General features: G+C 49.4%; 21 protein-coding genes and 1 pseudogene. 9 read left to right on the forward strand and 13 right to left on the reverse strand.

The features are described from left to right. Positions 1-188 precede the first annotated feature (188 nt). The gene (locus tag D479_RS15535) at positions 189-1,049 is read left to right on the forward strand and encodes a DegV family protein (RefSeq protein WP_008638799.1); all 861 of its coding nucleotides are present in this window, start codon (positions 189-191) and stop codon (positions 1,047-1,049) included. A 76-nt stretch (positions 1,050-1,125) separates the two neighbouring features. Here the strand turns inward: D479_RS15535 and D479_RS15540 are convergent, their stop codons facing one another. The 4 genes from D479_RS15540 to D479_RS15555 form a co-directional block, all read right to left on the reverse strand. Beyond that, positions 1,126-1,329 (reverse strand): hypothetical protein, encoded by a 204-nt coding sequence (locus D479_RS15540; protein ID WP_039871604.1) that lies wholly within the window; start codon positions 1,327-1,329, stop codon positions 1,126-1,128. Positions 1,330-1,396: 67 nt separating this feature from the next. Further along, positions 1,397-2,779: an alpha-amylase family glycosyl hydrolase gene (locus D479_RS15545; RefSeq protein ID WP_008638802.1), complete on the reverse strand. Its 1,383-nt coding sequence runs from the start codon at positions 2,777-2,779 to the stop codon at positions 1,397-1,399. A 103-nt stretch (positions 2,780-2,882) separates the two neighbouring features. Next, positions 2,883-4,724 carry an asparagine synthase (glutamine-hydrolyzing) gene (gene asnB, locus D479_RS15550; RefSeq protein WP_039871606.1) on the reverse strand — a complete coding sequence of 614 codons (1,842 nt, stop codon included), beginning with the start codon at positions 4,722-4,724 and terminating at the stop codon, positions 2,883-2,885. Positions 4,725-5,001: 277 nt separating this feature from the next. Next, a complete protein-coding gene (locus D479_RS15555) occupies positions 5,002-5,361 on the reverse strand; it encodes a YisL family protein (RefSeq protein WP_008638804.1) in 360 nt (119 codons plus the stop codon). A gap of 218 nt (positions 5,362-5,579) precedes the next feature. Here D479_RS15555 and D479_RS15560 point away from each other — a divergent pair, with 218 nt between their 5' ends. Then, positions 5,580-6,776 carry an ornithine--oxo-acid transaminase gene (locus D479_RS15560; RefSeq protein ID WP_008638805.1) on the forward strand — a complete coding sequence of 399 codons (1,197 nt, stop codon included), beginning with the start codon at positions 5,580-5,582 and terminating at the stop codon, positions 6,774-6,776. Positions 6,777-6,964: 188 nt separating this feature from the next. Here D479_RS15560 and D479_RS19985 read toward each other — a convergent pair whose 3' ends face one another. The 3 genes from D479_RS19985 to D479_RS15575 are packed head-to-tail and all read right to left on the reverse strand — an operon-like array spanning position 6,965 to position 9,869. After that, positions 6,965-7,465 (reverse strand): GDYXXLXY domain-containing protein, encoded by a 501-nt coding sequence (locus tag D479_RS19985; protein ID WP_008638806.1) that lies wholly within the window; start codon positions 7,463-7,465, stop codon positions 6,965-6,967. After that, on the reverse strand, positions 7,458-8,660 hold the full coding sequence (locus D479_RS15570; protein WP_008638807.1) for a DUF2157 domain-containing protein: 1,203 nt from the start codon (positions 8,658-8,660) through the stop codon (positions 7,458-7,460). Before D479_RS15570 ends, D479_RS19985 begins: the two co-directional genes overlap by 8 nt. Before the next feature lie 18 nt (positions 8,661-8,678). Beyond that, positions 8,679-9,869 carry a DUF418 domain-containing protein gene (locus tag D479_RS15575; protein WP_008638809.1) on the reverse strand — a complete coding sequence of 397 codons (1,191 nt, stop codon included), beginning with the start codon at positions 9,867-9,869 and terminating at the stop codon, positions 8,679-8,681. Positions 9,870-9,956: 87 nt separating this feature from the next. On the opposite strand from D479_RS15575, the gene D479_RS15580 reads away from it, so the two are divergent. The 6 genes from D479_RS15580 to D479_RS15605 all read left to right on the forward strand — a co-directional run bounded on the left by D479_RS15580 (position 9,957) and on the right by D479_RS15605 (position 11,858). After that, positions 9,957-10,178, forward strand: coding sequence for a spore germination protein (locus D479_RS15580; RefSeq protein ID WP_008638811.1), 222 nt, complete (start codon positions 9,957-9,959; stop codon positions 10,176-10,178). Between the two features lie 10 nt (positions 10,179-10,188). Continuing rightward, positions 10,189-10,416: a spore germination protein GerPB gene (locus D479_RS15585; protein ID WP_008638813.1), complete on the forward strand. Its 228-nt coding sequence runs from the start codon at positions 10,189-10,191 to the stop codon at positions 10,414-10,416. Between the two features lie 44 nt (positions 10,417-10,460). Continuing rightward, positions 10,461-11,015 carry a spore germination protein GerPC gene (gene gerPC, locus D479_RS15590; RefSeq protein ID WP_008638814.1) on the forward strand — a complete coding sequence of 185 codons (555 nt, stop codon included), beginning with the start codon at positions 10,461-10,463 and terminating at the stop codon, positions 11,013-11,015. Then, a complete protein-coding gene (locus D479_RS15595; protein ID WP_008638815.1) occupies positions 11,012-11,215 on the forward strand; it encodes a hypothetical protein in 204 nt (67 codons plus the stop codon). Before gerPC ends, D479_RS15595 begins: the two co-directional genes overlap by 4 nt. Beyond that, positions 11,208-11,576, forward strand: a complete 369-nt coding sequence (locus D479_RS15600) for a spore germination protein GerPE (protein WP_008638816.1) — start codon at positions 11,208-11,210, stop codon at positions 11,574-11,576. Before D479_RS15595 ends, D479_RS15600 begins: the two co-directional genes overlap by 8 nt. A gap of 63 nt (positions 11,577-11,639) precedes the next feature. Continuing rightward, positions 11,640-11,858, forward strand: a complete 219-nt coding sequence (locus D479_RS15605) for a spore germination protein (RefSeq protein ID WP_008638817.1) — start codon at positions 11,640-11,642, stop codon at positions 11,856-11,858. 99 nt (positions 11,859-11,957) lie between these two features. Here the strand turns inward: D479_RS15605 and D479_RS15610 are convergent, their stop codons facing one another. From D479_RS15610 to D479_RS15630, 5 genes and pseudogenes are all read right to left on the reverse strand, one after another. Then, positions 11,958-12,245: an HNH endonuclease gene (locus tag D479_RS15610; RefSeq protein ID WP_008638821.1), complete on the reverse strand. Its 288-nt coding sequence runs from the start codon at positions 12,243-12,245 to the stop codon at positions 11,958-11,960. Then, on the reverse strand, positions 12,229-15,945 hold the full coding sequence (gene addA / locus D479_RS15615; protein ID WP_008638832.1) for a helicase-exonuclease AddAB subunit AddA: 3,717 nt from the start codon (positions 15,943-15,945) through the stop codon (positions 12,229-12,231). The genes D479_RS15610 and addA overlap by 17 nt, the downstream gene beginning before the upstream one ends. Before the next feature lie 3 nt (positions 15,946-15,948). After that, positions 15,949-19,445, reverse strand: a pseudogene (gene addB / locus D479_RS15620) (helicase-exonuclease AddAB subunit AddB). Positions 19,446-19,579: 134 nt separating this feature from the next. After that, positions 19,580-20,116 carry a signal peptidase I gene (lepB, locus tag D479_RS15625; RefSeq protein ID WP_008638835.1) on the reverse strand — a complete coding sequence of 179 codons (537 nt, stop codon included), beginning with the start codon at positions 20,114-20,116 and terminating at the stop codon, positions 19,580-19,582. Positions 20,117-20,177: 61 nt separating this feature from the next. After that, positions 20,178-20,819, reverse strand: coding sequence for a TVP38/TMEM64 family protein (locus tag D479_RS15630; RefSeq protein WP_008638837.1), 642 nt, complete (start codon positions 20,817-20,819; stop codon positions 20,178-20,180). A 204-nt stretch (positions 20,820-21,023) separates the two neighbouring features. On the opposite strand from D479_RS15630, the gene D479_RS15635 reads away from it, so the two are divergent. Beyond that, the gene (locus tag D479_RS15635) at positions 21,024-21,416 is read left to right on the forward strand and encodes a hypothetical protein (RefSeq protein WP_008638839.1); all 393 of its coding nucleotides are present in this window, start codon (positions 21,024-21,026) and stop codon (positions 21,414-21,416) included. On the opposite strand, the gene D479_RS20305 is transcribed toward D479_RS15635, so the two are convergent. Further along, positions 21,361-21,864: a competence protein ComK gene (locus D479_RS20305; RefSeq protein WP_152413409.1), complete on the reverse strand. Its 504-nt coding sequence runs from the start codon at positions 21,862-21,864 to the stop codon at positions 21,361-21,363. The genes D479_RS15635 and D479_RS20305 overlap by 56 nt on opposite strands. Positions 21,865-21,967: the final 103 nt, after the last annotated feature.

Consider the following 21,967-nt stretch of genomic DNA (forward strand, 5'->3'; position numbering starts at 1 on the left):
TCGTAAACCTCCTTGCCTTCCTGAATTCATCTATTCATTTTTATCACCGACAATTCGTAAAATCAAGTCAAACTTTGGAGAACTTTGCAAAGTTTTCGCAAACATGGTTTTTGGAGGAATTTGTTTTGACTATAAAGCGCGACTATGCCTAAACTGATAGTACTATAATAATATAGAAGGTGACGTTTATGACTGTACAAATAGTATGTGATTCGGCTGCCGATCTGGACTTGGAAACGACAGACCGTTTATCGATCCACTCCCTGCCTCTGAAGGTTATTATGAACGGCGAGGAATATGAGGACAGAACGTCGATCGAACCAAAAGAAGTTTATGACCGGATGCGCGCGGGGGAATCATTGAAGACAGCGCAGGTATCCCCGCAGGCTTTCCGTGATGCTTTCACCAGCTATGCGGAAGAAGGACAACCATTCATTTATTTCGCTTTCTCATCGGAACTGTCCGGTACCTATCAGACTGCCAAAATGGTCGAACAGGAAGTAAAAGAAGAGTACCCGGAAGCTGTCTTTGATGTCGTAGACACGAAAGCAGCCTCACTCGGCTACGGTCTTGTCATAATGAGAGTGGCCGAAATGGCAAGCGACGGTGCTTCTTATGAAGAAATCCTTAAGACAGGGACATATCACGCCGAGCATATGGAACACATCTTCACGGTTGATGATCTGGAATACCTCCAGCGAGGGGGTCGGGTAAGCCGGACTGCGGCCTTTGTCGGCGGTCTTTTAAAAATCAAGCCGCTCCTCCACATGGAGGATGGGAAGCTGATTCCGCTTGAGAAAATCCGCGGCTCGAAGAAAGTTCTGAAACGAATGCTGGAAGTTATGGATGAACGCGGCGTGGATTTGAGCGGCCAGCGGATCGCCATCAGCCACGGGGACGACGTGGAGCGCGCAGAACAGCTTGCTGCTATGATCAAGGAACAGTTCGGTGCCGAAACCATCCATATCGGCTATGTCGGAGCCACGATCGGTGCTCATGCCGGACCTGGAACCATCGCGTTATTTTTCCTGAATGATCGTTATCAATAAACATTCCCTATAAACGGAGCCTTTAGTCCATGTAACCGCCCCCTGCAGGAAAACAACAGCCGGAAATCAAGTAATATCACTTGGTTTCCGGCTGTTCTCTTGTACTCCCGATATCCAATCGACCTTTGAGCTGATTGATACCCAATTGGGCGATATGATTGTTCGTTTCCAACTTCTCACAGGTCAATTGATCTATGAAAAAGACAGAGGATGGATTGGCGCGTCCCCCGGAATTCAAAGCAGCCATTTCCTTTTCCATATCCTCCACACGCTTCATCAATCGATCGATTTCCTGCTCATTAACGGAATGACGGAAGTGACTTCCTAAATGAAAAACCGTGGAGTACTCACTCCACGGTTTGATCCTTCCTATTTTTAATACTTATCATCGTGACACTGAGTACGAAGATAAGCAGTACTCCTCCGACGAATCCGATGAAAAGCCAATTGTAGCCTTTATCTGCTTCCACCACAAATACGTCCGCCGTCTCCCTCTCCATGCCGATTCGGTAGACGCCGTCCCGCTGTTCCCGGATAATGCCGTCCTCCAGCAGACCGCTCAGTTGCAGACCGCCTTCCAAGTGATCCAGCTCCATCGTCTTCGTAGCTTCTGCATTATTGATGGCTACGATCAGCCGCTCTCCTTCATAGGACCTTTCGTAAACAAGCAGCCCATCTTCGTTATACAGCTCATGAACGCTCCCCTTCGTCAGTGCAGGGAATTCCTCCCTCATGGAATGGAGTTTTTCAATCCGCTGACTGAGGGCTTCCTCTCCTGCTTTAAAATTCATCATGGGTATTTCAGACGGATCCCCGCCATCATCCAAAGGGATCTCGGAACCGTAATAAAAGCGCGGCGTGCCAGGAATCGTATAGAGGTACGTCCAGGCAAGCTGGAGCCGGGTAACCGGATTCTGTCCCTCTTCCACCGCTTCATGCGTAAAACGTGACCCGAGGAAGTCATCCAGTTCCCAAATCTGTTCTCCCTCTCCAAGCGCCAGCGGCTCAAGCGATGCTCCCGCCGCTTGGAAAACATCCCGGAGCGTTTGCTGTTCTTCCTTCTCTTCATCGTAAGTTTCTGAGAATACCAGGAGGTCATTTTGAGGAGCAGCTCCCCCGGAAGTAATCAAGCGAAAACCGTCGACTTCGGTTTCTTCTTCCCATTTCTTCCATACCTCGCTATAATAATCTGCTACCTCCGGATTGGAAGTATCAAGCTTCGGGAGTCCGTCGAACCAGGTGTCGCCTTCCAGCGTTTCCTCCAGAAACCAGTTGGATTTACGTTGGTCTTCGAGCCACGGGTGAGCGTTACCTACAAAACCGTACGGCATGTCAAAGATGACCTTCATTCCTTTTTCATGGGCTTCTGTCACCAGCTTTCGCGCGTCTTCCATCGTACCGAAGTGCTCTTCCACCGTCTCATAGTCCGTTACTCCGAAGCCATGAAACCCGTCCGTTTCGCTAGACATGATCGGTGATAACTGAATAGTCGTAAAGCCTAGTTCTTTTATGTAGTCCAACTGGTCTCTTACCCCGGACAAGTCTCCCCCGTGATAGGCGGAAGGGTCCTCCAGGTCCAACTCCCCGTCATTCGCTGTCGATCCGTTCATGAAACGGTCCACCACGATATAATAGATACTTTCCTGCTGCCACTTCTCTTCTGCCTGTACTGTTAAAGCGCTGCCAAAAAACAGCGGGATCAGTAGAAAAGCGATGATCATCCTTTTCATCCGGACGCCTCCTTCCTCTTTTTAGGTTAGCGGTCGCAGTCGTAAAGGTCAATTTATTCTGACAATCTTTTCAAAAAACAAAAAAGCCGCTTGAGACAGCGGCTTACAGTTGAACCTTGTAGGTCCGGAGCCAATGATCGATTTGACATAAGTGCGCGATCAGCTGAGGACCGGTCATCAATTGCCCGAACCACGGTGTATCAATGGATTTCCCTTCCGACTCCTTCAATTTACGTACTTCTTCCCTGTCGAATATGTTGAAGAGAGGAGCACCCTGGTCACTCAGGACATCGTCCATCCATCGGCATACTGCTTTCGTGTAATCCGGGTGGAAGGTCTTCGGATACGGATTCTTCTTCCGGAACAAAACCTCATCCGGGAGAATACCTCTCAGCGCTTCACGCAGCAATCCTTTCTCCTGATTCTTATAAAACTTCATGCTCCATGGTACATTCCAAACGTATTCCACCAGGCGGTGATCGCTGAACGGAACCCGTACTTCAAGACTCGCCCCCATACTCATCCGGTCTTTCCGTTCAAGCAGCGTCTGCATGAACCAATTCATATTTAAATAGGACATCTCTCTATGTTTGCGGGCACCTTCCGATTCGCCTGCAAGAACCGGCGTTTCCGCAATGGTTTCCTTATATCGTTTGAGCATATACCATTCAATATCAATATCACCCTTAAGATCGCTGCGAACGAGAGAGACGCGTTCATCCAGTGACCGGATCCACGGAAAACCGTTCCGCTCTTTATCTTCTTTCCGATAGAACCAAGGATAACCGCCAAAGATTTCATCCGCACATTCCCCAGACAGCGCCACCGTCACATGGTTCTTAATTTCCTCACAAAACCAAAGGAGAGAAGAATCTACATCGGCCATCCCAGGTAAATCTCTCAACTCAACGGCCCGTTTCAAGCGCCCCACCAAATCCTCTGTTTTCGCTTCCATTACAAGGTGATCGGTGCCGTGCCTGTCACGGACCATATTGATGAAGGCTTCATCCCGGTCCGGCTGAAAAGCGTTCTTCTTGAAGAATTTATCCTGGTCTTTATAATCAATCGAGAATGTCTGCAAAGCCCCGCGCCGTTCCTGCTTGTATTGTTCTGCTGCCACCGCTGTAATGGCGCTGGAGTCAACCCCGCCGGACAGGAAGGTTCCAAGCTTCACGTCTGAGATGAGCTGACGTTTGGACGCATCCATGAATAATTCCCGCACCCGCTCTACCGTCTGTTCGAACGTGTCTTCATGCGGTTCACTTTTCACGTTCCAATACCGACTGGTCGTGAATCTGCCTTTTTCCCATACGGCACTATGACCGGGGCGGATTTCCTGAATCTCTGTAAATATCCCTTCCCCAGGTGTACGGGACGGTCCAAGGGATAGAATTTCATGTAGGCCGTTTCGATCGACCGTCGGGCGGACGTCGGGATGCGCAAGAATGGCCTTCATTTCCGAAGCGAACAAAACGCCGTTACCTCTGTCACTATAGAACAACGGTTTAACACCGAGACGGTCGCGCGCGAGAAAAAGCCGCTGTCTTCGCCGCTCCCAAACACTGAAAGCAAAAATGCCGTTCAAACGATCGACACAATCAGGTCCCCACTCCATGTAACTGACGAGAACGACCTCCGTATCCGAATGGGATGAAAAACTCCACCCGCACGCTTTCAGTTCCCTCCGGACGTCCTCGGTATTATAAAGCTCTCCATTATAGCAGAGAACGAACTCTTCGTCCCTTGCCTTCCGGATCATCGGCTGTTTTCCACCTTGAGGATCGACGACGATCAAACGCTGGTGTCCGAAGGCAGCCGGACCCTCTATCCATTTCTGATAATCATCCGGTCCACGGTGCTCCAGTGTTTTCGCCATATCTTCCAATATCGCTGTTTTACCATCGGTTTTATGTGCTAGATCCACCCATCCGACAATGCCGCACATCTGATCCACCATCCTTTTCATAACATGCGTTCCATATAAAAAAGCATCACAACTCATTCTATGAACACGTCTTACCTGTTATGCGGAAGGCAGCCTGCTCTGCCGGCAGAAATAAACGTCATAAAACTATTGACAACACAATTGAGAATGATTATCATTATAAGTATCAAGTGATCCCGTTATCCCCCAAGTAACGGAGAACATCAGACAAATAGTTTTGCCCCCTTTTTATAAAAAATAAAACGCTGCCTGCAAATAAGCAGGCAGCGTTATTTTTTTATGCCGGCAGAATTCCCATCGGCAAATAGCCGAATCCGAGAATGATTGCCAGAATGACCGCAAGGACAAGCTGTCCCCACCAGATGCCGGCAGGTTTGCCCTTCGTCGTCTTCACACACGCCATTTCCATCGCCGTAATTGCCCATAAACCTGCAAGTACTTTAATGATAACGAGCGCCCCGTAAACGGAGTAGCTGGCGAACAGCGATCCACCGGAATATAGAATGAGCAGGTAATCCAACCGAAGGATCATATGGGAGATCTTCGCCGCTTTCGCTTTTCCGCTCTTCGTGAATGAAACAACAAGGATGATCAGCACGAGTGCGAGTACCCATGAAGTGATATGTAAGTGAGCCATGTTCTTCTCCTCCTTTGCATAAGTATCTATTGCTATGATACCACGATTGTTTCGATATATCCTATCAAAAAGTGTTCCTTTCCCAATTACACTCCCCTCCATTTCGTGCATCCCGCACCCTTTCACAGGACTATTTGACGAAACCTTTCCAATAGTAAGAAAACAGAAAGGAAACCTGTTATAATGATGGAAGATTCAAATGAATTTGGAGGGATAGCATGTCTGTAATCAGTAGTCGTCACATTATTGATCAAACCCAGGAATACGGAGCGAAGAATTATCACCCGCTTCCGATTGTCATCGCAAGAGCCGAAGGCGTATGGGTGGAAGATCCTGAAGGAAATCGTTACATGGATATGTTAAGCGCTTACTCAGCCGTGAACCAGGGACACCGTCACCCGAAAATCATCCAGGCCTTGAATGACCAGGCCGGACGTGTGACGCTCACTTCACGTGCTTTTCATAATGATCAGCTCGGGCCGTGGTACGAGAAGATCTGCAAATTGACGAACAAAGAGATGGCCCTGCCGATGAACACAGGTGCAGAAGCGGTGGAAACAGCGATTAAAGCGGCACGCCGATGGGCTTACGAAGTGAAGAACGTACCCGATAACAAGGCGGAGATTATCGCTTGTACCGGTAACTTCCACGGCCGGACGATGAGCGCCGTTTCTCTCTCATCTGAAGAAGAATACAAGCGTGGTTTCGGTCCGATGCTTCCTGGAATCAAACTGATTCCTTACGGAGATGCGGAAGCTTTAAAAGAAGCGATCACCGAAAATACCGCTGCCTTCCTCTTTGAACCGATTCAAGGGGAAGCCGGTATCGTCATTCCTCCGGAAGGATTCCTAAAAGAAGCGTACGACATCTGCCAAGAAGCGAACGTCCTTTACATTGCCGATGAAATCCAGGCAGGTCTTGGACGGAGCGGCAAGACGTTCGCCTGCGACTGGGAGGATGTCACACCGGATATGCTGATTCTCGGTAAAGCACTTGGTGGAGGAGTCTTCCCGATTTCCTGCGTTGTCGCTGACAAAGATGTCCTCGGTGTATTCAACCCAGGCTCGCACGGTTCGACATTCGGAGGGAACCCACTCGCTTGTGCGGTGTCTGTCGCTTCTCTGGAAGTATTGGAAGAAGAGAAACTCGCAGATCGTTCCCTGGAACTCGGCACCTATATGATGAAGGAATTGAAATCAATCGCTAATCCGAAGATCAAAGAAGTTCGCGGAAAAGGGTTATTCATCGGAGTTGAACTGACTGAGCCGGCCCGAAAGTATTGTGAACAGTTGAAAGAAAAAGGGCTGCTTTGCAAAGAAACACATGAGAACGTCATCCGCTTCGCCCCTCCGCTCATTATCGACAAAAAAGATCTGGACTGGGCGATTGAACAGATCAAATCCGTCTTATCCTGATAAAAAAGAGACAGCTCTGATACAGAGCTGTCTCTTTTCATTGTCAAGAACCGTTAAGGCAAGGAATACGATCCATAAGTTAAAGAAACGAATACAGGTGAGACCCAGGAAGAGCCCGGCGATCAGGAATCTTCCTGTCCATCCCCTGCAAAGCACCCCTCTTCTCTCTCCCTTGAACAATTCCCACTTTATTTCACTTCAGAAATCTTCTTCTGCTTCCAGGGAGCTAGAACGATGTCGACAAATAACGTTTCCCGTCGTTCCAATAAAAGACCGGTATTCTCTTGAACATGATTTCGGCTTAACCCGATGTCGACATGATAGTTCGAAGAACCGCTGTCATACCTCTCGTATTTCGCTTGAAGTACGACTGCTTTTTCCGTTTCAGGCCACATCGTAGTCGCTCGATCCAGCTCATAAATACCCTCTCCCGAATCTCGTAAAATCAGGAAAACCCGCTCTCCCTCCTTCAACTCTTCTTCCACTTTCCAACGATCCTCAGGAATTGTCTCTACTTCGTATTCGAGTCGTATGTAATCACCGTAAAAAGGATCCCGGGGATCGATCGGCTCGGTTCGCAGGGTAATTTCTTTCCCCCATATGTCCATCGCATAGTAGGAAGCGGACATCGTTGCAAGGAAGAGCACCTGTAGAAGGACCAACGCGTAATACCACTTCCGCTTAGTCATGCTCTACCCCTCCTCTATAAATCGTCCGCCGCTTCTTCTCAAGGAAGAAGCTGAGAGCAAATAAAAGTAATCCTCCCAGGAAGAAGAACAAGGAGCGGTCGAGAAAATTCCATGCCAGTTGAAAATAAGCAACAAGTGTCGCAATCAGGAAAGCCGCCGTACCTTTATTCACCCATCTGGACACTTCCTGCCTGTAGCCTGAGATGAGCCAGAGCAGTGCATAGATGAACAGCAGTCCAAGGGACAGGAAATCACCAAACATAAAGCGGAAGACAGGAACGAAAAGCAGCAAATCAATCCAGTAATAGTTAGTGGAGCTGACAGCCGATCGCACCACTGCAAAGACGAACAGCACCGCCCATACCAAGAAAAAATAAAGGGAAGACTCCGTTAGTTCCCCAACGTACACGTTTCCAAGGAAGAAAGCCTGAAAAACAAGAATAATAAATACAGCCAGAATACTTACGGTCTTCAGTAGATGCTTCGCTCCTTTACGGATGAGAAAGTCATCCGCTACATACAGGAACAAGAACAGTGCAAGCAGCCAGTAGTATGGAATGCCTTCACTGAATACGAGGACGATCGACTGGATGACAAACCCGATACCGAATGCTGCCTGACTTCTCTCCCCCTGCTCCTGGTACACAGCCCATCCTATGCCGAAAAGGAAGAGGACCCCGATCCATAAATGATAGTCCTGATGGAAGAGACCGCTGTATAACTGCCCCACAGAGAGGATGACGAGCGTCGTATAGTAAAACGGCACCTCTTTGAATAAAACATATAAACTGAAAGCGGCAAGACCCCAAAGAAAGAACGGAAGAGCACTATAGGAGCTGTAATGATACATTTGCCCGATTAAGAACAAGCTGGCACCGAAAATCATGACAGCGACAATGATCAATGACGTTCCGATCTGCTTCGATCTTTTATGATAAACCTGCTCACCCGCCACATAAAAACCGAGCAGCGAAACGATTAAAATGGCCATCCTGCCGATATTCGTCAAGTAAGACCAATTGGAGGCCACGAATGTCAAGAAGCCGAGTCCGATGAAAATGGCTGCAAAAAGGACAAGTATCGGTTTACTCTGCTTTTTCGGATAAAGCCCCATTAGTTGTTCCCGTTGACTTTCTGTGATAATGGACTGCTCCACCCATTTCTTACTTTCTTTATTAAGCTGTTCCCGGTTCATCCCTAACGCCCCCTTCTCCTATGAAGTTGCGGAACCTTTCCGCTTCAACGGCTGTTTCTTTCCGTACGTCCCTGTTCTCCATACCCACTCCAAAGGTCCGTAACGAAACTTCTTCATCCACGCCCTGCTGAGAAAGATTTGGATGATGAAGAAAGCCACGACGATCAGAGCGCTCCCAAACGGCGGAACGGTCCCGTACAGACCGAAGCCTACGGAATAAAAAAGCACGAAACTGAGGAGCGATTGGAGGATATAGTTGGACAGGGACATCCTCCCCACCCAAGTCAGCGGCCTTGCTATTTTCGCACCAAACTCCGTCCGGAACAGTAGTGTAATAGATAAAATATAAAAAATGGCAGATGCCGAGCCGCCGATACTGTCCTGCGCAAGGTGGAACCATTCCGGGTTACCAAAGAAATGCGGTACCGCCTTGAACAAAAAGAAGATCACTCCCGTCGCCACCCATAAACGAATAATGGAAGCCATGTGGTCCAGAGGCTCATGCAGGAAGCGCTTTCTGCAGACATACATGCCGAAGAGAAACATCGGAATTAAACTGAGAGCGAGAAAAGGAATATTTCCCCATTGATTAGCATACGCCCAATCGCTCCAGTTCTGCCGCCATATGTCCGGAAAGGAACCAGACCCATAATTCATTTTTGCTTCCACGATCGCTTCTTGATTAACGATACCCTGGATTTGATCCCTTACGGTGTAGAGGCTGAATGTGAGCGGAATAACGAGGAAGGACAGCATTCCAAATGCCCAGTGGAGCAGCGTCCGGGCTTCCACACGGAAAAAGAAGAGAAGCACCATGCCGAGTACCCCGTAAGAAAGAAGGATATCTCCGTGCCAAATAAGGAAGGCATGAATCATCCCAAAGCAGATCAAGACGACCAGACGGCGGAAAAGGACAGAACGATAGGCGAGCCTTCTCGACTCCAATCGGTCCTTCATCATCTGCATGCCAAAGCCGAACAGAAAGGAAAACAATGTGTAGAAGCTTGCTTGAAAGAAGATATCGATGAACGTCTGTACCGAATGGCTGAGCGTCGAAGACCAATAAACTGCTTCGCCTCCATACAGGAAGTATGGAGCATTGAATGCAGGTACATTGACCATGAAGATACCGAAAATGGCAAGACCTCTGGCCGCATCGACCCAATCCAGACGTTCGGTGTCATGTAAAGGTGAAGCGGTCGTTTTCATATGTATTCCCCCTATGAAGATTATTTTACTTTTATTACGTCATTTAGACAACGACGTTTCATAATATGTGGAAAGGAGTTTTTTCATATGCCAGCTAAAGTAGGTGCCGTCAAAGTCATATCCATTTCGTCATCCAGTATTTTCAACATCGGCGATGTGTACAACATGGCTCCTCAAGCCATGGCTAAAACATTTGCCGGCGGCGGTTCGTTCAACACCGGTGACGGGATCCGCATCGATTTGAACAGCGCCAATACGTATATCAACGACTCGGAAGTGATCGATCAGCCGATCTTTAACAACGCATAGGGGGGATTCCATGAACCTTACCGTCCATCAATCGATCTATATCCATATATTAAGAATCGGCTCTGTCTCGAACTCCTCGGTCGTCCAGATAGGAAGCTCCGGCGTTATTCAGGCGAAGGCCGACCTTTATAACTCCGGGAAGTTCACCGGTCCCGCCCAGGAAGCCCAGCCGGTCGAGGGAGAAGTCGTCATTCCAGAAACAGCTGCAGGGTCGCTGGTTCCATTTTCCATAACATAGTACGTCCCTTTTTCTCATACATATGAGACAGGGGGTGAACGCATATGAATCCTTATCAATCATGGCAGGCGTGGGTCCAGCAGATGATGCAGCAGATGGAACAACAGCAGAAGGTGATCGAACAACTCCAGAAACAGGTGGAACAAATGAAAGACACGGATCCCCCACCGAAAACCGTCATTGAAAAAATCGAATACCACTTCGACCAATTGAAAATCGAGACGTTGGAAGGCACTCTCCAGATCGGCCTGACGCCAAACGGGTCCGACCTTTCTGATATCGGCGACCTTTACAGCAATCCACAACACCAGGCGCTTCAATCGGATGAGCAAGTACTTCATGCCCTGCAGAATTATATGGCTTCCGATGTTCCGCCATGGATGGACCAATATATATGCGATCACAACGTCCCTATCCGGGAAGACCATAAGGAACGAATGATCACAGATATAAAGAAACAGCTGCCTAGACGGCTGGAAAGCTATCGCAGCCACAATCCACAGCTTCCTGCAGAGACGATCTATCACCAGATCAAAACAGAAATTCAGGAGTCTATGGCTCAATATTTCCAAACACTTGAAGGGGATGATAAACCGTGAACCATGTTGTGCACAACTACGGCCTGCATGTCGGGAACATCCATGTGACAGGTGTCTCGGCATCTTCCGTCTTTCTGATCGGGGATAACAAAACGATCCGCCTCCAGTCTTTCTTCGATACACCACCAGAATCGCTGATTATCGGTCCATTCGAAGAGGTACTGGAAGACTCCAACGTAGAGATGGAACCGAATGGTTAAGAGAATGGTGTATGCAGACCATGTAGAATTGCAGTCCCTCGCCATCGGTTCTGTATTCGACATTGGGGACGTCTATCGATCTGCTCCCTTCTCCAAGGTGCTTGCCGTTCAAAAAGAGGGCGCCAGATTTGAATCCGATCCTTTTCGTTTTGAAGATTTTTTAATATTCTCCAGGTCCTCCACTCCCCCCCTCAGCCCTGTGGCCGTCGATTCCTACTTCTACCCCGCGGGGTCGATTCAAGTGGATAACGTCCGAATTACGGGTGCATCTACTTCCGCTGTCGTCCAGATTGGAGGGATCGACCACATAGATGCCGTCAACTATACAAAGCATTTCCGTATTCTGTTAGACGAACGTTAACAGCCCACCCTGCATATTGTAGATATATAACGCAGGAATCGCACCACGAAGGAGGCGATTGCGATGCCGGCTATCGTCGGTCCCATCAGCATCAACAGCGTCGGCGGAGGCGTAGTCAACTTTGGAGATTCGTTTTATCTGTCTCCGAAAAGCAGTTCCAAAACGAATTCCGGTTCCGGAGCACTGAATACCGGAAACTGGATCATTACGAACAACGGTCTGAGCTCTACGAACCCATTTGACCCGGACGTTAACGACCAGAATATTACAGCCAACGCGTAGAAGCGACCCACACGAGAGCGAGAAGCGCTCGCCCTTCTACCAGGAAAAGCCAGGGCGAAACGCCCTGGCTTTTCCTTTTCCGCATAGAGGTAATGTCGTCTACTTCCGCCTCCGTCGGTTGGATTTTCTTGTGGTGATTCTTTTCTCCGGATCCTGCTTCTGCACCCAGCGGATATATTTCTGCATATCCGGATGATCCTTCAGCCTCTCCAACGAATGATAGAAGCCTGCCAGTTCCTCATTAGTGAAATGGGCATGAATTTGACGGTGACAGGCACTGCACAGCATGACCGTCGGACCATCTGTGCCTCCATATTGTTTCGGGACCAGATGGTGTTCCGTTGTCTTCACCGGAGAGCGGCCGCACAAATCACAGGTCTCCTCCATCAGCATCGACCTCCACGACAAGCGACTTGTCAAAGAAGTAAAGACAAGCTTTGTGTACTTTCTGCTTCCATATTTTCTCCAAAGCGGTACGATATAATCCCAGCTGCGTCCGGTAACGATCGGCCATCTGTTTTTCGGCAGCGAGCGGATCGTCCGGTAGCTTGTCTGATTTATAGTCGAGGATCATCCAACCATCTTTGTAAGGGACAATCGCATCGATGACCCCCTGGATAAATACCTGTTCCTCTGCACCTGCGTCCCATTCTTTGTAAACCTCTCCTGCAGGTAAAGTCAAACTGAACGGCACCTCCCGTTCTACGCTTTCCGCCTGGAGAAGAAACGCACCGACATCCGTTTGAAAGAAATCAGCAATCGCGGCGAAGTCGACCGCTTCCGCCTCTTCCCTGCGAAGAATTTCTTTGTCGACCAATTTTTCTGTATATTCCTCCACCTGAAGCGGTGTCCATACCTTTGTCAGCGGGAGGTGCTGCATCACCGCGTGCATCGCTGTTCCGCGTTCTGCAGCCGTCAGCGTTTGTTCTTCCTGCATGAAGCGCGGGCGTTTTACAATCGGTGGACGATAGGGGACGAGCAGCTGGTCGCTCGAATATTCGTCCAACGTTTCCCGCTGCCGTTTGATTTCCGTTACCGTCTGCTTCGCCCTTGTATAAGCGGCTTTTTCATGAGGATAGACGAAATTCAGCCGTTCAGTAAGGTTGTCGCCACTCTCTTCCATGGCAACCGGCTGCCACTCCTCCACCGCTTTCTTGAGTACTTCATCCCTCTGCTCCTTCACCTCATCAAGCTCGGAGAATTCACTTCCGTGTGCAATTTGTACACGCCACTGGGAATTATCATAGCGGATCTCATCCGCTGTCGATACGCCGACTTCCCCGCGCAGCTCATCTGCAGCATCGTGCCGGATAAGGGCCGGCCCTACCCAGTCCAAATAGGATTTCGCAGCCAAACGTTCATGCGGAGGAAGCGTCCAGCCTTTCACCTCCGTAAATTCCTGCCATTTCGTCTGTTTTTTCTCAAAAGAGGCGACGTTACCGACCATGACAAGCTTCTCTTTTGCCCTTGTCAGCGCAACGTACAGGACACGCATTTCCTCTGCGAGGAGCTCCCTGCGCTTCGCCTCCTTCAACGCATGATAAGCAAGCGTCGGATACATGATCCGCTTAGCCGGATCGATATAGCGGGATCCAAATCCGTAATCCTTGTGAAGCAGATAGCGGTTCTTAAGGTCCATCATGTTGAACTGCTTATCCATTGCTCCAAGAATGACGACAGGAAATTCCAGCCCTTTACTTTTGTGAATCGTCATGATGCGGACGACATCCTCCTGCTCCCCGAGTGCCTTGGCTGCACCCAGATCGTCGCCCCGCTCTTCCATCCGCTCAATAAACCGCAGAAATCGGAACAATCCACGGAAGGACGTCGTCTCATAACTTCTTGCCCGGTCATAAAGAGCACGGAGGTTCGCCTGACGCTGACGACCTCCCGGGATTCCTCCGACAAAATCATAGTATCCGGTTTCCCGGAAAACTGCCCAAATTAATTCGGACAAGGCTCCTTGACGCGCTTGTTCCCGGAAACGCTTCAGCTGGGTCATAAACGCATCAATTTTCCGACCGAGCTCATCTTTTTCCACATAGGCTTTCAAAGCTTCATAGTACGTACTGCGCTTCTTCGCAAGCCTGATCCGGGCAAGGTCGTCTTCATTCAGTCCGACAAGCGGCGACTTCAGGACGGAAGCGAGCGGAATATCCTGCATCGGGTTATCGATAACTTTCAAAAGGCTGAGCATCACTTTTATTTCAATGGCCTCAAAATAGCCTGTTGATAATTCTGCATAAATCGGGATTCCCTGCTGCTTCAATTCGTCAACAATGGTCGGTGCCCACGTCATCGAACGCATTAGAATGACAATATCCCTGTATTGGATCGGCCGCTTCGTTCCTGATTCCTTATCAACGACTTGAAGCGGTTCATCTCCGTCATAACCGAGCCATTTCCGAATCATCTTTCCATAGGCACGGGCTTCCAGCTGAGCCTTCTCCAAATCTTTGTACCCCTCATCCTCCACGCCATCTCCTTCCTGGGATTCGCGGTCAATCAGGAAAAGCTCAGCATCGGCATCGTCGGCTGTCAGTTCGTCATAAATGGCGTTACTGTAAATGAGTTCGGCATCCTTCTCATACTCCATTTCCCCGACTTCCTCATCCAATACCTGCCGGAAGATGTAGTTCGTCGCATCCAGCACCTCCTTCCTGCTTCGGAAGTTACGTGCAAGATCAATTCGCTCTCCTTCTGACTCTTCCGTTCCATACTTTTTGTATTTGTTGAGGAATAAGGCCGGTTCGGCATGCCGGAATCGGTAAATGCTCTGTTTGACATCTCCGACCATGAACAAGTGCCCCGCTTCGTCCCCCTCCGTAAGAAGGCGAAGCAGCGTTTCCTGAACGAGGTTCGTATCCTGATATTCATCAATCAGCACTTCCGTATACTGGCGCTGGAAGCTTTCGGCTACACTGGAAGCGACGAGACGATCCGGTGATGCCTCTTCATGAAGCAGAATGTTGAGACAGTAATGCTCCAAATCCGAAAAGTCCACGAGCGCCTGTTCCTTCTTCCTCTGTTCGTATCCTGCTTTAAAGTCTTTTACGATCACAGCAAGCTGTTCCATGACAGGATAGAGAGCCTGCATATCTTTCAAATAGCTGTCGAGCGTCCGGGAAAACCACTCATCCCGCAGGTCATTCCATCGTTTCTTATAGCGGTCCCGCACCTTTTTCGCCTTTTCCTTCTTGGCAGGGTCGCAGTCCATTTTTTTACGGGAGAGCGCCACGAACTTTTGGTCGCTCATGAAGCGCTGCATCTCCTCCCACGAATGGGCAAGCGCCCCTTTGGCGTGCTGGATCAACTCCAAATCTGTATCTGCCGTTTCTCCATAGGCGGACGGCCCATCCGGCTCCCTCGTCAACTCCACCAGAAGAAGGGCTTCTTCCTCCATCGCTTTCAGCTGACTGACGACTTCCTGTTTCAACAGTTCAAGCCAAGGCAGATCCGCTTCGGATTCTACATTCTTTACATCGTACATGCGGACCATGTCATCAAGCCATTCCTCCGGCCAGGGGTTCTGGGTCGCGAATGTATAAAGATCCAGAATCAGTGTCTCCATGTCCAAGTCGCTTCGATCACTGGAGAAACGCTCGACGATATCGAAGAACTTGTCCTGTTCTTCTCCTTCTTTCCCATACCACTCTTCAAACAGCTCCTCAAGCACCTCCTGCTGAATCATATCCGCTTCTACTGTATCCGCAATTCGGAATCCGGGATCAAGATCCAGCATATAAGCATAGCGGCGGACGACGTCCATACAAAAGGAGTGAAGCGTCGAAATCGATGCATTCTGTAACAGCGCAAGTTGCTTTTTCAAATGATTGGACCCGGGGTTCGCCTCCAACGCCTTCGCAAGCGCCTGCCCGACCCTGTTACGCATTTCCTGCGCTGCCGCATTCGTGAATGTAACGACTAAGAGCGAGTCAATATCGACAGGACGCTCTGCATGCAGGAGCTTCTGGATAATCCTCTCAACGAGTACCGCCGTCTTTCCTGAACCTGCAGCCGCAGAGACGAGGATATCCGAACCGTGTGTGTAGATGGCACGTTCCTGTTCTTTTGTCCAGCTGACCATCACTCACCCCCCCCCTTTCTTCCTTAATCTCTCCAGTACATCATCATCCTTCATATCCTGAAGTTTACGGTACTGGTGTTCTTCCATCGACGGATCGAACTGACACACGGAGCGGTAGGAACAGAACTCACAGGCGACCTGTTGATTTTTCTGGAAAGGATCAAGGTCGACTCTGCCGTCGGTAATCTTCGTTCCTGCTTCCACCATTAATTCCCGAATATAGTTCTTCAACTGCTCGAATCGTTCGGCGTCCGCCGTCTGCGAACTCTTATAGAATCCGCCGTTCGCCTTCAACGCAGCAGGTACGATCTGGCTGTAGCCTTTCTCAAGTCCCGTATCCATCATCTGGACGACCCGTTCATTTTCAAGCAGAAGACCCTGCATCTTAAACTTCTTGAAAATCTCTTCTTCGATTTTCTCATCCTGCAGCAGCTGTTTGCCTGTGATCATCGGATTATGAACGTGGAAATAAAGCACTCCGGCAGGCGTCGCCTGCATGCCGAGCCAGTTCTCCGCATTCGTCAATACAACGTCCAGATAAGCCAGCATCTGCAGAGACAACCCATAGAAAACATCGACGAGGTTCAGTCCTTTGCTGCTTGATTTATAGTCGATAATGCGTAAATAAAGGTCTTCTTCCGAGAGGGCTTTATCGACCCTGTCGATCCGTCCTCTCAGCATCAAGTCGAAACCGTTCGGAAGCTGGAAGTTAAGCGGCGGAAGCTTGGCATCTCCACCGGTACCAAACCCGAGTTCTAAACCGACCGGAGAGAAGTTGCTTTTTCTCGCCTGCTCGCTGAGCACAAATGCCGCGCGGGCGATGACCTGCTCCAGCTTCTTCTGAATATACTGATAGCGGTTCGAGCTGCGCAGAATCTGATTTTGCAGAATCGGAGCAAGCTGTTGGGTCGCCTGGGCAGCATACTGGTCTGTTTCCATGCGGTTCAATTGGGCAAAGTCGCGCCCCTCCGACTGCACCCACTCTGTGATCTGTTTCAGCGCCTCATGAAACAATTGACCGATATCCGGCGCATCCAGTTTATAGGTGCGCCGTTCGTCCAACTGAAGACTATGCTGGGCGAAGTATTGGTAGGAACAACGGTGATAGGTTTCCAGACGGGACACGCTCGTCTTCACCGTCTTCTCGAATAACTGCTTCGTCGTCTCCTTGGCCAAATCGACCGGTTTATTTTTATAGAACAAGCTCTGCAGCACTCTGTTTGTCAGACCATGTGCCGGTTCGTTTTCCATATACCAATGGAGCACATCCCACCAGACAGGCTGCATGACATATCCCTTTAAATAGCGGGAGAACTGCGAGGTGAGCGCAGACCGGGTCTTGGCCGGATTTGTGATGAAGCGTGTTGCATCATACAAATCATCCGGGTCCTGAAGAAGGACATGCTCCCGGCAGGATGGAAACAGTTCTTCCATACGTTGTATGAGCGTGGCGGGAACTTTCGACTTCCCTTCTTCATTGCTTAACGGATAGCTGATCCACAGCTTGTCTCGTGCCATCGTCAATGCCAAATACACATAAAAACGATCATCAAGGAGCTGGCGATTGCTGCCGTCTGCGAGCTTCAGTCCGAATCCAGCCAGCAAGGAGCGTTCCTCTTCAGATATCATCCCATCGCTCGGCGGCTTCATCGGCCACATACCATCGGTCACACCAAGCAGGAAAGCGGCTTTGATACCTGTCATCCTTGACCGGTCCACACTACCTACGATGACATGATCCATACTCGGCGGGACATGAGCGAAGTTCAGCGACTCCAGTCCGCTTTCCATTGTACTGCGGAAGACCTGAAGAGACATTTTCTCCTCTCCTGCCATTTCCACCATTTCATCGAGCAATTGCAAAAAAGCATCCCACACCTGCCCCTGCTCGCGGCCTCTCTCCAGCTCCCCGGATTCATCATAGAAATCACGCCATTTCTCAAGACGTGCCGGCACTCCGGTCCTTTCCAGCCATAAATAAATCGCCCGGGCGCGCTCTTCGATTGTCTCCGCTGCCCGCAGACTCTCATCGAATTCCTGAAGACCGGAACGGACTTGTTCACGGTAGGCGTTGATGCGCGCCTGCTTCTCCTTTTCTTCATCCGTCTGAGACGTTTGCTCAAAACCACGGAACCGCTGGTACACCCATGGGTTATCGGAAAACCACTGCGTCCTGGAACGGATCCCGTATTCCAGCACATAGTTCTCCAGCTCATCAATGGCATCTTCCGAAAGCGGATATTTCCGGTCCGTCGCCGGGATGAAACCTGTTTTAAGAAGCCGGAAGACCGCATCATAGCGGAAATTCCCTTCTACGACATCGAGGCCCGAGCGAATGAATTCCATCATCGGGTGATTGAGCATCGTTCGTTTCTCGTCGATGAAGACCGGGATTTCATAGTCATCAAACAGCGTTTCAATAACGCTGTGATATACCTCCGGCTCCCGCATGAGGATGGCGATATCTTTGTAGCGGTAGCCTTGGTCGCGAACGAGGTGAAGGATCTCCTGGGCCACACCCTCCACCTCCGCACGGGGATGGACCGCTTCTGCAAGCTTGATCGGCACTTCTCCCTCGAGGCGTGTGCCGGACGCTTATCGTAAAACTCTTCTAAATGAAGAAAGGCCGGCTGTTCCTTCATCCTTCCGACTTTATGATCTAGGATTTCCACACCTTCCACCTTTGCCCCCGTTTCTTCTGCGAGAGCTTTCAAATCTAAATACGTCTGCTTCGTTTCGTGGAAAAGATCGAGCTCAGGATTCTGCTCGTCCTCCGGAAGCTCTGTCGTGAGGGTGACGTGGACGGTCTTCACTTTATCTAAGAGAGCAGCAATTACTCCGTACTCCTGAGGCGTGAAGCTGTGGAACCCGTCGATGTACACATCCGCCTCATCCAAGAACGAAGCGCCCGGAACTTTGGAGGCAAGCAGCTCCAACTGATCTTCACTGTCTATGTACGTATCACGGAGTGCATCAACAAGACGATCATAAATATATGTCAGGTCCTCCAGTTTGTCGCGAAGCCCCTGCTCCTGGCTCGTACGATGGACAAATTGATCCAGAGCTTCCATTTGATTCTGCAAGTCCCCGGGCATGATCCGGTAGCGTTTGAATTCCGTGATCATCGTTTCCAGCTGTTCAATGAACCCTTGTTTTTCCACCGCTTTCTGAAACACCCGCCAATCCGATGTCCGCTCTTCGACGATTTTCCGCAGCATCATCTGGACCCCGGTCGAGGTGATGAATTTCTTCGTGCCGCCGCCTGTTTCCTGAAGAACGCGCCAAGCCAGACGGGAGAAGCTGAACACTTGGGCACGTATCGATCCTTCCACTCCCTCCCGTTTTAACAGTCCGTATTCCTGCTGGAACGTCATCTGCTCCGGGACGATGTACACGATCGCCCGTCCGGTCGGGTCTTTTTTTAATTTCTCTTCGATTTCCGCAAGACAGCGGCTGCTCTTCCCTGCTCCTGAACGTCCGAGCAAAAAACGTATTCCCATCCGATTTCTCCCCTTTTTGTTTTTTTATATGTTATGTCTCATTTTATCATTTCCCCGGCATGTATGAGGCCTGGAGCGCTCATCCACGACACAAAAAAAAGGAACCGCCGATAAAGGCAGTCCCTTGAAGCCTGTCAAAATTGCACTCCCAGCTGATTGAAAGGCCAGTAACGGACATCGACCTTTCCGACCACCTGCCTTACTGGAACAAAACCGAAGTAACGGCTGTCCAAGCTGTCGCGCCGATTGTCTCCCATCACAAATATGTGACCATCCGGCACCTTCTTTTCCCCCGTCACTTCTTCAAGCGTGAAGTCCTCCGTAAACGGCATTCCGTCATGTGGACGCAGTGGATCGAGATACCCTTCATCCATTCTCTTTCCGTTAATGTACAGTTGATCATCCCTGACAGCAACCTCATCTCCGGCAACACCAATCACACGCTTCACATAATCTTCTTCGGCATTCGCGTGAAATACAATGACCTGCTGTCTGCCTACATCACTCCAGTCGTAGACTACTTTATTCACCATCAACAGATTGCCGTCATAGAGCGTCGGTTCCATTGATTCCCCGTCTACGATGTAGCTTGCGAACAAATAGTTTCGGAAGACGAAGGCCAGTACCAGTGCGAGAAGTACGATCCGGATAGCTCTGCGGTATTTTCTCATCCTCTGATCCTCCAGGTAGTTATACTACAAACATTCTACCCTTACGAGAATGAAAATAACCTCAGCGGTATGTTTTTTCGTCCATCTTCTTCTGGATTCTCTTCTCGAGGTATTTCCCCAGGATCCAGAAGAGAAGGATACATACACCTACGACAATCGATTTCATAGGATTCTGCGCAAACGAGGCAATGCTTGCACCAATATAGGATATGGTAAAGATCATCACGGATTTCCCCAGCAGAACAGCGAGTATGAATTGCTGCTTACTGACGTTTGACAGTCCCGACACAATATTGATGATCGAGGATGGTGAGAATGGAAAACACATGAGAAGAAACAACGGACCGAACCCGTGCTCCTCTACCCATCGAACGACCTTCCTGACCTGTTTCTGGTTCGTGATCTTTTGAAAAACACGCTTGTCCCCTAGCCGTCTGAAAATGAGGAAGACCCCTATAGATCCAAGAACAGCACCAAGCCAAGAGTACAGGAATCCCTTGAACAACCCGTACACCACCGAATTAGCCAATACAAATGCAACCAGCGGAAGAAAAGGCAAAAATGCCTCCAGCAGTGGAAATAAGATCCCCGGCACCGGACCGAACTTCTCCAACCCTTCCAGCTGCCTGATGATATAATCGAATAATTGATCGTTCTCAGCAAGGTTGCGCCACTGATCGATCTTTCCCGTCACACTATTCATGTTGCAGCTCCTTATGTACCTGCCTTCGATGCAGTCTTTATTTTCTATTTTAACCAAAAAGACCGCTCTCCGCCAGAACTCAACGTATTCCCCGCCCTTGTAATTCCATTTTATCCCTCTCCCAAAAACCCGCTTGCATAATTACAGGTCCAGCGTGGTATAATACAAACAAGAACAAACGTTCGCTTTTCGGAGGGGAATGGAATGAGGTATTTGAAACAACAAGAACTGGATCTCGCATCCCGCTACTTATTTCTATCTATGGCGATCACCGTGATCCGGCAGGACAGAAAACATGTGGAGCAGGGGAAATTCAAAATCAAAGAGCCTTACATGGAGATGCTTGGAAAGATGGAGGTGGAAGCACGGAAAGAGCGGAAGGAATTGAGAAAGCAGATGGACCAGCGGAATTTGCAGGTCGTGGAATCCGGACGTAATGATTCCTTCACTTCCTTCCTGTTCCTTGCCCACGGGTATGAAGAGAAACGAAACTACTTCAACCCGGCTATAAGGAAAAAGGTCGAGAATATCCTATTTGAACTTATGAGAAGGTCTCAGCAATCCGGTCAGCCTGGCGGAACCGGTCCTGCAGGATAACCTGCAGATGGGCGGCGCGCTGAATCTGATTGGCAAACATCCCATAAGATACAGGCAGATTCACGGATTCTCCATTTGTAAAATGGACCGTAATCGTATGGTCGGGTTCAGAAACGTAGGTGAGGACATATTTGTGGGCAATCCAGGTGCAATCCTTGCGTTTTGGGGAAATAATAGGGAAGAAGTAAATGCTCATGGCTTCGGAAACCACAATCGGGGGTTTATGCGTGTAATTGGTCACCTGCTTTGTCCCGGCCAGACGTCCTTCCAGGCTGCTTGCAAAATATCGACAGGAATCATCAACGATATCGCTCGGGCACTTGGTCATATCAAACCTGTCTCCAAGCTCGAGCACTTCCGTGTAGACTTGTCCATCCTCGTTTTCTTTTGCAAGCAGCGCCATCGTGTGGGAATTGATTTCATAATCTTCCATTCGAATATACGTCATCCAATTCAATCCTTTCCATTCAAGTTGCGGTCGTCCATCCACATAGGTCGAACTGACCGCTTATCTTCTTCAATTTACCAAAAATAGTCCGAAAAGTCTAAAC

This window comes from Halobacillus sp. BAB-2008, assembly GCF_000328325.1.
Taxonomy (GTDB): domain Bacteria; phylum Bacillota; class Bacilli; order Bacillales; family Halobacillaceae; genus Halobacillus.